The sequence below is a fragment of the Mesorhizobium sp. L2C084A000 genome, assembly GCF_000502875.1.
Lineage (GTDB): Bacteria > Pseudomonadota > Alphaproteobacteria > Rhizobiales > Rhizobiaceae > Mesorhizobium.
Genome location: NZ_AYWX01000009.1, coordinates 433,790 through 448,692 on the forward strand (window position 1 = coordinate 433,790; position 14,903 = coordinate 448,692).

Genomic DNA, 14,903 nt, shown 5'->3' on the forward strand with positions numbered 1-14,903 from the left:
GGTGGCGAATAGCCGATGCGGGCGCACAGCCGCAAAAGCTCGGCGCGCAGCGTACGCGGTGACGGCGTCACCGCGACCCGCAATGCGCGAGCCTCAAATGCGTCAATCAACATCCTGACGAGAGCCATGGAAGCCATCTTAGAGCAAAGGCTGGTCGAGGAGAACCACCCTTTGCTTGGCCCATAACGGAATGAGTCTAGGCCTTGGCTGTCAGCGCCCTCTGCAGGAAGACATATTTCATCGCCGTCTGCGCCGCCTGCGGCCGGCGGTCGCCACGCCCGCCATGGCCGCCCTCGGTCTCCTCGAAGAACAGCGTCCTGGCATGGCCGGCTTCCTGCAGGCGGGCGGCCATCTTGCGCGCATGGCCGGGATGGACCCGATCGTCAGCGGTCGATGTGGTCAGCAGCACCGGCGGATAGGCGGCAGCGGCGTCGACATGCTGGTAGGGCGAGTAGGCTGAAAGCCACTTCGCGTCTTCGGGTTTCGACGGATCGCCGTATTCGGCCATCCACGAGGCGCCGGGCGGCAATTCGGCGTAACGCAGCATGTCGAGCAGCGGCACCTCGATAATGACGGCGCCGAAAAGCTCGGGATGCTGCGTCAAGGAAACGCCGGTCAGCAAGCCGCCATTCGAACCACCCTGGATGCCGAGTGAGCTTGCTGTCGCGATGCCGCGCTTGACGACGTCCTGCGCGACCGCTGCGAAATCATCGAATCCGTTTTGGCGATTGCCCTTGAGCGCCGCTTGATGCCAGGCCGGGCCGAACTCGCCGCCGCCACGGATGCAGGCCTGCACATAGGCATTGCCCTTTTCCAGCCATAGCCTGCCGCGCACGCCGGCATAGCCGGGCAGCAGCGGCACTTCGAAACCGCCATAGCCGTAAAGCAGCGTCGGCACCGGCCCCTTCTGATCGCGCCGCCTGACGACGAAATAAGGGATCATCGTGCCGTCCTTGGAGCGCGCCTCGAACTGTTCCGAGATCAGCGGCGAGGCATCGAAACGCGCCGGCTGCGACTTCACGGTTTCTAGCGTCTCGCCATTGTCGTCAGACCAGATGATCGAACTCGGCGTCAGGAAATCGGTGAAGGAGAAGGACACGCTCGAGCCGAACTGCTCGGCATGGCTGATGCCGACATTGCCATTTTCGGGCAGCGCCACCGGTTTCAGCGACCAGTTGCCATCCTTGCGCTCGCAGACGACGACCTTGCCGCGCACATTGTCCATCAGGCTGATGAACAGCCGGTCCCGCGTGCGGGCAACGCCGGCTATGGAAACGCGATATGCCGGCTCGAACAAGGTTTCGACAGGCCCGAGCGCGCCGATCTTGACCCAGTGCGCGAGATCCAGCGAATAGAGGCCGTCGGGCTTGCAAACCGTGCCGTCGGGCGCCGTCCATGGACTGCGCACGCCGAACACGAGCTGATCCCTGAATATTGCCGTATCGGTCATGTCGTCCGGTAGCGGCAGTTGTTTGTTTTCGCCGGAAGGCAGCCGAAGGAAGATGTGCGAAGCGAAGAAATTCAGCGTTCGAGCCAGGACCAGATAACGTCTGTCACCGTCGTACTCGACAGCGGCACCAACGGCGAGATCCTCTTTCTGCGCCTCGAAGATCGGCGTCGCGTCTTCCAGCTTGGTACCGCGCTTCCACAGCTTTATGACTCGCGGATAGCCGGACTCGGTCTTGTCGGCCTCGTCGAAAGCGGCCGAAACAATCAAGGTGTCCTTATCCAGCCAGCTGAAGCCCGACTTGGAAGCGGGTGCACGAAACCCACCCTCGACAAACGACTTGGTCGCGATGTCGAATTCGCGCATCTCGCTGGCGTCGCCGCCATCCGGCGACATACTCACCAGGCAACGGTTGAAGTCCGGATAGAGTCGGCTTGCGCCGCCAAAAACCCATTTTACCCCCTCCTTCGCCGCAAGCTGGTCGAAGTCGATGATCGTTTCCCAGTCGGGCTTCTCGGTCTTGTAGGAAGCGACGGTCGTGCGGCGCCAGAGTCCGAGCACATTGGTCTTGTCCTGCCAGAAATTGTAGACATGGCCGGCTTTTGCCGCGCCGACCGCGATGTTGTCCTCGGCCGTCATCAGGTCGAGCGCGGTCTGGAACGACGCCTGATAGGACGGATCGCCCTGCAATTCGCCAACCGTGACCTCGTTCTGGCGATGTACCCAGTCCAGTGACTGCTTGGCCGTCCTGTCCTCCAGCCAGAGGAAGGGATCGTCGGTCGAGGGGGTGGAATTCGGCGTCTGGGTGGCAGGCTTGGTCATGAGGTCTCCGATAAACGCGTTGCTTTGAAAAGGCCAACGCCGACAGGCTGTATCGATATTCTCAGCGCACGATTGAGGCTTTCCGCCGACCAGCGAGGCTAGCAATAGCCAGCGCCAGGCACAGCAGCCCAAGCGTGATCGGCAGCCCGCCGGCACCCAAAATATCCATCGCGCCGCCCGCCAGCGGCGGCACGGCGATACCGCCGACGCCCCACATCAAGGAAAAGGCCGCATTACCGGCAACCAGTGCGGAGCCGGTGAAGCGTTCGCCGAGCTCAATGATCGACATCGTGTAGATGCCGTAGGAAACCGCGCCCCAGACAAAGATCATTGGCCAGATGAGCGGCGATTCGATGAGAAGCGGAAGCAGGACGCAGCCGAGCACCGTGATCGCGACGCAGGCGAGCCGCACCAGGCGCGCGGAAAGCCTTTCCGCCAGCAGGCCTAGCGGTACCTGCATAGCGATATTGCCGGCAATCATCACCGACAGCAGCGCCGACATGCGGATCTCGGTAATGCCGTGATGGGTGCCATAGACAGGCAGCAACGCCAGCGCGCCCTGTTCGAAACCGGCGGCGACTATGACGGCAAACAAAAGCAGCCACGCCAGCGGCACGAAACCCAGGACGGAAACTTGATGCCCGGCCTCGTCGACCTTGGGCAAGCGCGGCAGCACCAAGCCCAGGCAGATGCCGCACAGCACGAAGGCGGAGATGCCGACGAGGAAGGGCGGCCAGCCCTCGGTGCCGACTGCAAGCAGGCATAGCGGCCCGGCCGCGAAACCGGCCGAGATGATCGTCGAATAGACACCCATGACGCGCCCTCGCCGCGCCGGCGGCGCCAGCGCGATGACCCAGATTTCGCTCAGCACATAGAGCGGGTTGGTCACCACGCCGATCAGGAAGCGCAGCGGAAACCACAAATAAACATTTTGCGTCCAGCCGATCAGCGCCAGCACGACAGCCGAAAGGGCCGCACAGGTAAGCGCCGTGCGCCCTGCCCCGAACCGCCGCGCCAGCGCCGGGATCAATGGCGACGACAGGATGAAACCAATCGGCGTCATGGCTGCCGACAAGCCGATCATCGCGGGCGAAACGCCTTGGCGCTGCAGGATGAAACTCAGCAGCGGATAGGACAACCCTTGCGCGATGGCGAACACCGAGACGGTCGCGATCACACCGGTGATCGCTGCCCATTGCATCGTCTCGTCCTTGTTCGATTCAACCAAATTCATGTGCGCACCGCTATCGAGGCTGCAGGATTAGCGATTGAGCAACGTGGTGGTAAGCCCCTGGCAGGGGAAAACGGCTTTCTCCGGACAATGCCTGTCAGGAGGTTGGGCCTGTCAGGAGGTTGGGCCTGTCAGGAGGTTGGGCTCGTCAGGAAGCTCGGCGCACGGACGACCGGTACAGCGCGAACATCACCAGCACCGCGTCGAGGCCGGCGATCACGACCGGCAGCCCGAGCGGGCCGATGCCTTGCATGAGCAGGCCGGCACCGGGTGGGCCGACGATGCCACCGATGCCCCACATCAGTGCAAAGGCAGCGTTGCCGGCGACCAGCACAGAGCCCTTGAACCGGCTGCCGAGTTCGACCAATGCCATGGTGTAGACGCCGTAACCGACCGCGCCCATCACCAGCAGCACGACCCAGATCAACGGCGTTGTGATCAGCAGAGGCAGCAAAAGCGCGCAAACGGTTGTTGCCAGCGCGCAGACGATGATCATGGCGCGTGCGCCAAAACGCTCCGCCAGAAGACCGAGTGGTATCTGCAGCAGGATGTTTCCGAGGGAAAGCGCCATCACCAGCGAGGCCAGAACGGCTTCGGCCAGGCCGTAGCTGGCGCCGAAGACGGGGACCAGCGCATAGGTGCTCTGCTGGACCGCCGCCGAGACAAGCACGGCAAGCAGCAGCGCCGGCGCCATCCTGGCAAAGCCGACGAGGCCGCTGGCAGGCTGGCCGTCATCCTCGAAACCGGTGAGCTTAGACGAGACCGCGTGCAGGATCACCGCGCAGAGCGCGAAACCGGCGACGCCGACCATGAAGGGCGCCCAGCCCGACGTACCGAGCAGGGTCAGCGCGAATGGTCCGGCGGCGTAACCGGCGCCCATCAGCGTGTTGAACACGCCCATCACCCTGCCGCGCCGCGATGGCGGCGCCAGCGACAGTGCCCACACCTCGCCGAGAATGTAGAGCGGGTTGATGACGACGCCGATGATAAAGCGGATGACGAACCAGGCCACCCAGTCCTGCAGATAGCCGATGCCCAGGAAGCAGAGCGCGCCGATCAGCGAGCAGCCGACCGCCAGGTTGCGCCCACCGACCAGCCGCACCGCGGCCGGCACGAAGGAAGCCGAAAGGATCAGCCCGAGCGGTATCATCGCCGCCGACAAGCCGATCAGCGCCGGCGACATGCCCTGTTTCCGCATCAGCGCGTGAACAGCGGCGAGCTCAACCCCTGCGCAGCGCCGAACATGGCAAGTGCCGCGGTGACGCCGGCAAGCGCTGCCCATTGCGTTCCTGCTTCGCCTTCGCTCGAGCCGGTCGCGACCATGCTGCCATCCAAATGAACTGCTGGCCATCCGGCCGGCAAGCCGAGTAGCTATCGGTTCGATCCCGGGAAAGGAAGGGCCGGCCGCCGAAATCCGCTTAAGCCAACGAGGCGGCGGGATCAGGCCGATGTCGTGGCCGCGCAACTGCCGTTCCGACATGTCGCTTCCCTCGCCCTAGTGGTCGCCGCCTCCGCAATGGCTGGGCAGCCGCCGGTCCATTATGCCGCCCGCTATCGCATCCTACGAGGACCATCATGACCGCCGCCCTACAACCCTTGGAACCGGCATTGGCCACTGACCGCGCCCGTCGCGGCGGCCGCGCCGGAAAGCGCGCCGGCGGCTCGGCCGCGTTCGAGCAGCCGGCTTTTCGCCAGCTGAAGAACCCGCTGGCGCCAACCAGGCTGGTCTCCGACGACGAGCTGGAATCGATCCACCTCGCTTCCCTGCGCGTGCTGCGGGAAATCGGCGTCGACGTGCTGCACGACGAGGCCCGCAGCATCATGAAGGCGCATGGCGCCGATGTGCGCGACGGCAGCGAACGGGTGCGCTTCGACAGCGACATGATCCTGGAACTGGTGTCGCACTGCCCGTCGGAGTTCACCATCCATGCCCGCAATCCCGCTCACAATGTGCGCTTTGGCGGCAACAATGTGATCATCTCGATGATGGCGTCAGCGCCCAATTGCTCCGACATCGATCGCGGCCGCCGGCCCGGCAACCAGCAGGACTACCGCAACTTCCTCAAGCTTGCGCAGATGCACAACATCCTGAACTGCACGGGCGGCTACCCGGTCGAGCCGACCGATATCCATCCGTCCGTCCGCCACCTCGAATGTATCCGCGATCTCAGCGTGCTGACCGACAAGGTGTTCCACATCTATTCGCTCGGCAAGGAGCGCAATGTCGACGGCATCGAGATCGCCAGGATCGCGCGCGGCATCAGCCACGAGCAGATGCTGGAAGAGCCGTCCGTCTTCACCATCATCAACACCAATTCGCCGCTCAAGCTCGATGTGCCGATGATGGAAGGCATCATCCAGATGTCGAGCAAGGGCCAGGTCGTCGTCGTCACGCCGTTCACCCTGTCGGGGGCCATGGCGCCTGTCACCATCGCCGGCGCACTGGTGCAGCAGAACGCCGAGGCGCTTGCCGGCATCGCCTTCGCCCAGATGGTGCGCAAGGGCGCGCCCGTCGGCTATGGCGGCTTCACCTCCAATGTCGACATGAAGTCCGGTTCGCCGGCGTTCGGCACGCCGGAATACATGAAGGCGCAGCTTGTCGGCGGCCAGCTTGCCCGCCGCTACAACATCCCCTACCGCACCTCCAACACTTGCGCCGCCAACACGGTCGACGCGCAGGCGGCTTATGAAAGCGTGTTCTCGCTGTGGGGCGCCATCCAGGGCGGCGGCAATCTGATGATGCATGCCGCCGGCTGGCTCGAGGGCGGCCTGCGCTGCTCCTACGAGAAGACCATCCTGGACATCGACCTGCTGCAGATGGTCGCCGAATTCCTGACCCCCCTCGATCTTTCCGAAGAGGCACTCGGCTTCGACGCCATCCAGTCGGTCGGCCCTGGCGGCCATTTCTTCGGCACGCAGCACACGCAGGACCGCTACAAGACCGCCTTCTACTCGCCGATCCTCTCCGACTGGCGCAATTACGAGACCTGGGCGGAAGCCGGCTCGCCGACGGCGCTCGAAAAGGCCAACAAGGTCTGGAAGGAGCGGCTGGCGTCCTATGAGGAGCCTTACATGGACCCGGCCATCCGCGAGGAACTCAACGCCTTCGTCGCCAAGCGGCGGTCCGAAGGCGGCGCGCCGACCGATTTTTGATCGGCCGTGTTGTTGATGAACAGTCGACCCCCACTCCGTCGAGCTGCGCTCGACACCTCTCCTCCAATCGACGGCGGAGAGGGAAGGCGCGAGCTTATGCCGGCTGGCGCCCTTCCTCTCCCCCCGGAGGGGTCATCCGATTCAATCTCTTCAAAAACGGACTTATCTAGATGAAATCTCACGTAAAAGCGGTTGTCATCGGCGGCGGCGTCGTCGGCTGCTCGGTTCTCTACCATCTGGCCAAGGCCGGCTGGACCGACATCATGCTGATCGAGCGCTCGGAGCTCACCTCCGGCTCGTCCTGGCATGCGGCGGGAGGCTTCCACACGCTGAACGGCGACCCCAACGTCGCCAAGCTGCAGGCCTATACGGTGCAGCTCTACAAGGAGATCGAGGAGATATCCGGCCAGTCCTGCTCGCTGCACCTGACCGGCGGCGTGATGATGGCTGATACGCCAGAGCGCATGGATTTCCTGCGGCTGGCTCACGCCAAGGGCCGCTATCTCGGCATGGACACAGAGCTGATCACCCCGTCCGAAGCCAAGGCGATGTTTCCGCTGATGGACGAGACCAATTTCGTCGGCGCCATGTGGGATCCGGTGGAAGGCCATCTCGATCCGTCGGGCACCACCATCGCCTACTCCAAGGCGGCAAAAAAACTCGGCGCCGAGATCGTGCTGCGCAATCGCGTTGTGGAACTGACACAGGAGGTCGACGGCACCTGGAACGTCGTCACCGAACAGGGCACGGTGAAGGCCGAGCATGTCGTCAACTGCGGCGGCCTGTGGGCGCGCGAGATCGGCCGCATGGTCGGCGTCGAGCTGCCGGTTCTGGCCATGGAGCACATGTATCTCTTGACCGAGCCGATGCCGGAGGTCGAGGAGTTCAACAAGTCGACCGGCCGCGAAATGATCGGCGTGCTCGACTTCAAGGGCGAGATTTACACCCGCCAGGAGCGCAACGGCATCCTGCTCGGCACCTATGAGAAGGCCTGCAAGCCGTGGTCGCCGGTCAACACGCCGTGGGATTTCGGCCATGAATTGCTGCCGCCGGACCTCGATCGCATCGCGCCGTCGCTGGAAATCGGCTTCAAGCATTTCCCCGGCATCGAGAAGGCCGGCATCAAGCAGATCATCAACGGCCCCTTCACCTTCGCGCTCGACGGCAACCCACTGGTCGGCCCGGTGCAGGGCCTGACCAATTTCTGGTGCGCCTGCGCCGTGATGGCCGGCTTCAGCCAGGGCGGCGGCGTCGGCTTGGCGCTGTCGAACTGGATGGTCCATGGCGATCCCGGCTTCGACGTCTGGGGCATGGATGTCACCCGTTTCGGCGAATGGGCAGGCCTGCGCTACACCAACGCCAAGGTGCGCGAAAACTATTCGCGCCGCTTCTCCATCCGCTTCCCCAATGAGGAACTCCCGGCGGCACGCCCGGCGCAGACGACCCCGCTCTACGACACGATGCTGGCCAACAACGCCGTCATGGGCGACAGCTGGGGACTTGAGACACCGCTCTGGTTCGCACCTGAAGGCAAGGAACCCAGGGATATCGTCTCCTTCCACCGCTCCAACGATTTTGGGCCGATCGGCGAGGAAGTGCGCGCCACGCGTGAGCGTGTCGGTGTCACCGAGATCGCCAATTTTGCCAAATACGAAGTCTCGGGACCCGCGGCCGAGGATTTCCTCAACCGGCTGATGACCAACCGCATGCCGAAGACCCGCCGCATCGTGTTGACGCCGATGCTCAACGAATTCGGCAAGCTGATCGGCGACTTCACCATCGCCAAGGCGGCAGAAGACCGCTTCATGATCTGGGGCTCGTCGGCGGCGCAGAAATACCACATGCGCTGGTTCGAGAAGCACCTGCCGAAGGACGGAACGGTGCGCATCCACCGCTTCGACCAGACCCTGGTCGGCCTGTCGATCGCCGGGCCGAAATCACGGGACTTGCTGCAGAAACTGGTCGATGTCGACGTCTCGACAAAAGCCTTCCGCTTCATGGATTTCCGCGAGATGGCGGTTGGCGGGGCGCCCTGCATGGTCAACCGCATCACCTACACCGGCGACCTCGGCTATGAAATCTGGATGGTGCCGGCCTACGAGCGCCTGGTTTACAAAGCGATCAAGGACGCCGGCGAGGAATTCGGCCTTGTCGATTTCGGCATGCGCGCGCTGCTCTCCATGCGCCTCGAAAAGAATTTTCCGACCTGGTTCCGCGAGTTGCGGCCGATCTACGGCCCGTTCGAAGGGGCGATGGACCGCTTCATCAAACTGGAGAAGAACGACTTCATCGGCCGCGAGGCTGCCGCCAAGGAACAGGTCGAGGGTCCGAAGCTGCGCCGCGTCTCCTTCATCGTCGATGCCGCCGACGCCGACGTCATGGGCGACGAACCGATCTGGGCCAAGGTCAGCAAGGACTACGGCACGGTGGAAAAGCCGCATGGCTATGGCGCGCCACGCTTCGACAAGGGCGGCAAGGAAATACGCGGCTCCAAGGCTGCCGAAGGCGCGTCCGCCGTGCGCGGCATCGTCGACGGCGACTGGCGCGTGGTTGGCTGGGTCACGTCGGGCGGCTATGCGCATTATGTGCAGAAGTCGATGGCGCAAGGCTATGTGCCGGCGGCTCTTGCCGAGGACGAAAGCGCGGGCCTGTTCGAGATCGAGATCCTCGGACACCGCCGGCCGGCCCGCATCAACGTCGAAGCGCCTTTCGACCCGAGCGGCGAGAAGATGCGGACCTGAGGTTCGACCATGGACAGCGCGGGGCCGAAGGGCAGCTTTGGCCGCCATCGCAAGATCATGCCGTTCGAGCCAGGCTCGATCGAGGCCCTCCGCGACGCCTCCCGCCGGAAGGCGGCTTCGCTCAACCAGCATGTGCTGGGCTATGGCGCGCAGGCCGAAGCTGAATGGGCCGCGGCAGGCATTGCCGCGCCCGATCTGCCTGCCATGCGTCAATACCGGCTGGAGCGTATCCGCGCCGAGCTGAAGCGGCGCGGCTATGCCGGCGCCCTGCTCTACGACCCCGTCAACATCCGCTACGCCACCGACTCGACCAACATGCAGCTGTGGGTGGCGCACAACCCGACGCGGCATTGCTTTGTCGCCACCGACGGCCCGGTGGTGCTGTTCGACTATTTTTCCTGCGAGCACCTGTCCGATCATTCCGGCGTCGTCGACGAGGTGCGGCCGGCGGTGTCGTGGATGTACCTCTATAGCGGCGAGTTGACCGAGCAAAAAGTCCGCCGCTGGGCCGCCGGGATCGCCGATCTGGTGAAAGAGCATGGCGGCGGCAACAGCCGCATCGCCGTCGATCACATCAACCCGGAAGGCGTCGAGGAACTGGCGCGGCTTGGTATCTCCATCGGCAATGGCGAAGCGGTGATGGAAAATGCGCGGCTGATCAAGTCGCCTGACGAAATCCTCGCCATGCGCCGCGCCATCGTCGCCTGCGAGGCGGCGATGGGCGAAATGGAACAGGCGCTGAAGCCTGGCATTTCCGAAAATGAGTTGTGGGCGGAACTGCATCGCGGCAACATCGCGCGCGGCGGCGAATGGATCGAGACCCGGCTGCTGACGTCAGGTCCGCGCACCAACCCATGGTTCCAGGAATGCTCGTCACGCAAGATTGTATCAGGCGACCTCGTCGCCTTCGACACCGACCTTATCGGCCCCTACGGCTTCTGCGCCGACCTGTCGCGGACATGGCTGTGCGGCGATGCAAAGCCGACCAATGAACAGCGCGACCTGTTCCGTATCGCCGCCGATCAGATCGAGCACAACACGGCACTGATGCAGCCGGGCATCTCGTTTCGCGACCTCGTCGAGCGCTCGGCCGTGCCACCGGGAGACTGCTTCCCGACGCGATACGGCGTGCTCTATCATGGCGTCGGCCTGGCCGACGAGTATCCGACACTACCGCATGCCAGCGACTGGACATCGGACACGCCGGACGGCGTGCTGGAACCGGGCATGGTGCTGTGCGTGGAAAGCTATATCGGCCGGCTTGGCGGGCGCGAAGGCGTCAAGATCGAGGAACAGATCCTGATTACCGAGACCGGCAACGAACAGCTCTCAACCTACCCGTTGGATGCGAGGCTGCTCGGCTAGCCCGGCAAGGGCCTCGCGCAACGCCCCAACCGTCTTTTCCGGTGTCACCGCGGCGGTGATGTAAGGCAGGCCTTTGCGCCGCCCGGTCCAGCCGATGACCACCACCTTTTTCGCCGCCGGCTCGAAACGCTGCGCCAGTGCCCAGCTCTCGCAGTCGATGGCCGCTATATCGGCCTTGCCCTCGGCAATTGCCACGATCGAGGAACGGTGCCCACCGCTTTCGCTGCGCGAGGCAAAGAGGTCAAGGCTCTCGCCCATCGCCTCCAGGTCGCGCGTCAAACCGAGGAACCCCGACATCGAATCGAGGCTGTTGAAGGTGAAGCGCTTGCCACGGATGCGATCGAGTGGGACCAGCGGGCTGCCGTCATTGGGCGAGGCAACCGACGGCGCGCCATCCGCCAGCATGACGATAGCGCTGGAATAGAGCTCGCCCTGCCCGCCTTCGTAGGCGTCGTAGCTTGGCTGGGCGACCACCTGCACATGCCTGGACAGGCCGAGTTCCATCGGCCCCCAGCAGGTCTGCGCGAACAGCAGCGCCGGGTGCAGCCACAGTCTGTGAAAATCGAGTTCGTCCGGCGGCAATGTCGCTGGATCGGGTGCGATCAATGCACCGGCAGCATCACGAATTCCGCCCGGCACCGGCGGCAGGTCACCATTGCGACGCGCGATGGTTTCCGGCGCGTCAATGCCCTTTCCCCGGAAAGCATCGCGCAGCAGCACCCATTGCGCGTCGACCTCGCCGCGCACTTCGGGCCAATCATACATCGGCAACGCCGCAACCAATTCACTCATGCCGATATCAAATCATCATGTCGGGAAAAAGGATCGCAAAAACGCGGCGTCCAATCAGAATTGGCCGACACGGACCCCCGGATAGGCCGGATTATTCCTTGGGCGGCTCGGCGGGAACCGGCGCACTGCCAAGCCCGCTGATGCTGCGCGCCCTGATGCGCGGCTTGAAGGCCCTGCCCGGCTCGGCTTGACGCCGCAGCACCGGGTGCACGATCGGCTCTTTTGCCTTGAAGGCGTAAGCCTTGATCAGCGCGAAATAGTTCGGATAGGCATAGCCATTGTTCATCCGCAGCCATTCCTCACGGCGGTCACGAAACAGCTTGGGTAGCTTGTACCAGGCCACGGTCGGGGTCTTGTGGTGGACGAAGTGCAGATTGTTGTTGAGGAACAGGAACGACAGCGGCGAACGCTCGACGATCACCGTGCGACCTTCCGGATGTTCCGACCATTGATGCTCGGCGAACGTGCGGATCGAGATCAGCGACTGGCCGAGCCAGACCGGCACGAGAATGTAAAGCCACAGCGGGATGCCGAAGCCGAACTGGACGATCGGCAGCACGACGGCAAGGCCGATCGCGTGCAGCAGCCACGCCTTGCGGATCGCCTTGTCGCCGGCGAACATCTGCTTGGCGTCGTCGATGAAGAAGCCGACGCAGGACAGCCACGGGCCGAGCACGAAGCGGCCGGCCATGGTGTTGTTGATCTTGAGCAGGAATTTCATCGTCGGCGGCAGCTCGTCATGCTGCCAGAGCGCCTGGTAATAACTCTCTGGATCGTCCAACGGGTCGGTCAGCCGCTCGTCGGCGTGGTGGCGCAGATGGATGGTCTTGAAGCGGCGGAATGGCCAGACCAGACCGATCGGCAGGAACACGAAGGCTTCGTTGACCCGTGCATTGCGTGTCGGATGCCCGTGCAGCACTTCGTGCATGATCGACGATTGCAGTGCGGCGGTCAAAGCCAGGATGGCGAGCGCCAGGACGGGGTAGGATGGCCAGAGCAGGAAACCGGTGGCGAGCCAAGTTGCGTAACAGAAAAAGGCGAGTACCACGGTCGGCCACTCGATGGCCGGTGCGCTGTGTCGCCTGATGCTCTTGCTCGTCATGCTATCGACCACTGTCCCTCAGTCGCCGGAAACCCCAATTGGCTCCTGACAGCATAGTGTCAGGAGAAATGATTCCACTCAACGAGACAAAGTGCACAAACTGTTGCGATTGCGCATTTTCGGCCGCACATGTTATACATTGTAAACAAACTTAGGGATTCATTTACGCCTGAGGCGCGCTCGGAAGCGATTCGGCGCAAATTTTTCCTCAATCGAGGTGGAGCCCGCACATGGACAAGCGCGACCTGTCGACGATCTTCCGCGAACGCCTGAAAATGCTCTTGACACGCTCCGACCTGAACCAGTCGGCCTTCGCGACCGCGGTCGGCATCGACCGCTCGGCGCTATCGCAGCTGCTGTCCGGCGCCTCGACCCGCCTGCCCCGCGCCGAAACGCTGCTCAACATCGCCGCCGAGTTCAAAGTGTCGCTGGACTGGCTACTCGGTCTCAGCCAGGACGAGGGCCTCACCGGCGAAATCCGCGAGAGCCTGGAGATCGAGGAGGCACCCGACGGCTTCGACCGCACCCTGCTGGCCAAATGGCATGCCGAGGCGGCCGGCACCAAGATCCGCTACGTGCCTGCCGGCATTCCCGATCTTCTGCGCACCGAAGCGCTGGTCGACTACGAAGCCGGCATCACCAACAAGAGCCGCCTGGCGCAGGCCGGAGAAACGCAATACCGCATCGACTACAACAGGCGCCCGGAAACCGACATGGAAGTCTGCATGCCGCGCCACACGCTGGAGATCTTCGCCCGCGGGCTGGGTGTCTGGGACCGTTTCCCCGAAGCCGACCGGCGCGCCCAGTTGCTGCACATGGCGACGCTGCTCGACGACCTCTACCCGACCTTCCGGCTGTTTCTCTATGATGGGCGGATGCGCTATTCGATCCCCTACACCATCTTCGGCCCCTATCGTGCCGCCATCTATGTCGGCGACATGTATCTGGTGCTCAACGCCACCCAGCCGATCCAGACGCTGATCCAGCATTTCGACAATCTGATCCGGGCTGCCGACATCAATGCGCACGAGGCGTCCGGCTTTGCGCACAGGCTGGCCGGCATGTCGTTCCCAACAGGCACTGTCTGATTTTCGGCAGCCAAGATCACCACCGCGCCATGGCTCAAGGCGCCGCATGGGCGAACTCCGTCCTAGCTATTCATTGACTACACATAAAGACTTCTTTATATCCTTATCCGACTTCGAACATGAAAGCCAATCCGATGACGACCACCAACCCGATCGATGCGCTGCTGGCTGAAAAGGGCGTGCTGCTGGCCGATGGCGCCACCGGCACCAATCTATTCGCCATGGGTCTGGAGGCCGGCGAGGCGCCCGAACTGCTGAACGAGACGGCGCCCGACACCATCACCAGCCTGCACCAGAATTTCGTCGATGCCGGCGCAGACATCATCCTCACCAATTCGTTCGGCGGCACCCGTCACCGTTTGAAGCTTCACCATGCGCAGGACCGCGCGCATGCGCTGAACAAGCGCGCCGCCGAGCTTGCTCGTGCCGTCGCCGACAGAGCCGGCCGCAAGGTGATCGTCGCCGGTTCGGTCGGCCCGACCGGCGAATTGCTGGTGCCGCTGGGCGCCATGACCTATCACGAGGCGGTCGACGCCTTCGCCGAACAGATCGAGGGTCTCAAGGCCGGCGGCGCCGAAGTTGCCTGGATCGAGACGATGTCGGCTCCCGACGAGATCCGCGCCGCCGCCGAGGCGGCCATCCGCGTCGGCTTGCCCTACACCTACACCGGTTCCTTCGACACCGCCGGCCGCACCATGATGGGTCTGCTGCCGAAGGATATCCACGGCGTCACCGACGGGCTGTCGCAGGCGCCGCTCGGCGTTGGCGCCAATTGCGGCGTCGGCGCCTCCGACATCCTGGCCTCGCTGCTCGACATGACCGAGGCGAAGCCGGAAGCGACGGTGATCGTCAAGGGGAATTGCGGCATTCCCGAATTCCGCGGCACCGAGATCCATTATTCCGGCACACCCGAACTGATGGCCGACTATGTCAGGCTCGCCGTCGATGGCGGCGCCAAAATTATCGGCGGCTGCTGCGGCACCTCGTTCCAGCACCTCGCCGCCATGCGCAAGGCGCTCGACGCGCACACCAGGGCGGATCGTCCGACGGTTGCCGCGATCGTCGAACGCATCGGTCCGATGCGCAACAAGGTGGCGACGGAAAACACCGCCGAGACCAGCGAAGCCCGCCGCGAGCGCCGCCGCAGCCGGGCCTGACCCAT

Annotated in this window: 9 protein-coding genes and 1 pseudogene; 5 read left to right on the forward strand and 5 right to left on the reverse strand. The window is 63.7% G+C overall.

Annotated elements, in window-relative coordinates:
• Nucleotides 1-196 precede the first annotated feature (196 nt).
• From X735_RS146110 to X735_RS01000000166045, 3 genes and pseudogenes are all read right to left on the reverse strand, one after another.
• Complete coding sequence (locus X735_RS146110) at nucleotides 197-2,269, reverse strand: prolyl oligopeptidase family protein (RefSeq protein WP_023812285.1); 2,073 nt, start codon at nucleotides 2,267-2,269, stop codon at nucleotides 197-199.
• Between the two features lie 61 nt (nucleotides 2,270-2,330).
• Nucleotides 2,331-3,503, reverse strand: a complete 1,173-nt coding sequence (locus tag X735_RS146105; RefSeq protein ID WP_023812286.1) for an MFS transporter — start codon at nucleotides 3,501-3,503, stop codon at nucleotides 2,331-2,333.
• 145 nt (nucleotides 3,504-3,648) lie between these two features.
• A pseudogene (locus X735_RS01000000166045) lies at nucleotides 3,649-4,823 on the reverse strand (MFS transporter).
• Between the two features lie 252 nt (nucleotides 4,824-5,075).
• Between X735_RS01000000166045 and X735_RS146100 the strand changes: the two are divergent.
• The 3 genes from X735_RS146100 to X735_RS146090 all read left to right on the forward strand — a co-directional run bounded on the left by X735_RS146100 (nucleotide 5,076) and on the right by X735_RS146090 (nucleotide 10,759).
• Nucleotides 5,076-6,653 (forward strand): trimethylamine methyltransferase family protein, encoded by a 1,578-nt coding sequence (locus X735_RS146100; protein WP_023812287.1) that lies wholly within the window; start codon nucleotides 5,076-5,078, stop codon nucleotides 6,651-6,653.
• A gap of 170 nt (nucleotides 6,654-6,823) precedes the next feature.
• Nucleotides 6,824-9,394, forward strand: a complete 2,571-nt coding sequence (locus X735_RS146095) for an FAD-dependent oxidoreductase (RefSeq protein ID WP_023812288.1) — start codon at nucleotides 6,824-6,826, stop codon at nucleotides 9,392-9,394.
• 9 nt (nucleotides 9,395-9,403) lie between these two features.
• The gene (locus X735_RS146090; protein ID WP_023812289.1) at nucleotides 9,404-10,759 is read left to right on the forward strand and encodes a Xaa-Pro peptidase family protein; all 1,356 of its coding nucleotides are present in this window, start codon (nucleotides 9,404-9,406) and stop codon (nucleotides 10,757-10,759) included.
• On the opposite strand, the gene X735_RS146085 is transcribed toward X735_RS146090, so the two are convergent.
• Both X735_RS146085 and X735_RS146080 read right to left on the reverse strand, forming a co-directional pair.
• Complete coding sequence (locus X735_RS146085; protein WP_023812290.1) at nucleotides 10,724-11,551, reverse strand: PhnD/SsuA/transferrin family substrate-binding protein; 828 nt, start codon at nucleotides 11,549-11,551, stop codon at nucleotides 10,724-10,726. The genes X735_RS146090 and X735_RS146085 overlap by 36 nt on opposite strands.
• A 91-nt stretch (nucleotides 11,552-11,642) precedes the next feature.
• Nucleotides 11,643-12,653 carry a fatty acid desaturase gene (locus tag X735_RS146080; protein WP_031213520.1) on the reverse strand — a complete coding sequence of 337 codons (1,011 nt, stop codon included), beginning with the start codon at nucleotides 12,651-12,653 and terminating at the stop codon, nucleotides 11,643-11,645.
• A gap of 230 nt (nucleotides 12,654-12,883) precedes the next feature.
• On the opposite strand from X735_RS146080, the gene X735_RS146075 reads away from it, so the two are divergent.
• Nucleotides 12,884-13,741, forward strand: a complete 858-nt coding sequence (locus X735_RS146075; protein ID WP_023812292.1) for a helix-turn-helix transcriptional regulator — start codon at nucleotides 12,884-12,886, stop codon at nucleotides 13,739-13,741.
• 134 nt (nucleotides 13,742-13,875) lie between these two features.
• A complete protein-coding gene (gene bmt, locus X735_RS146070; RefSeq protein ID WP_023812293.1) occupies nucleotides 13,876-14,898 on the forward strand; it encodes a betaine--homocysteine S-methyltransferase in 1,023 nt (340 codons plus the stop codon).
• Nucleotides 14,899-14,903: the final 5 nt, after the last annotated feature.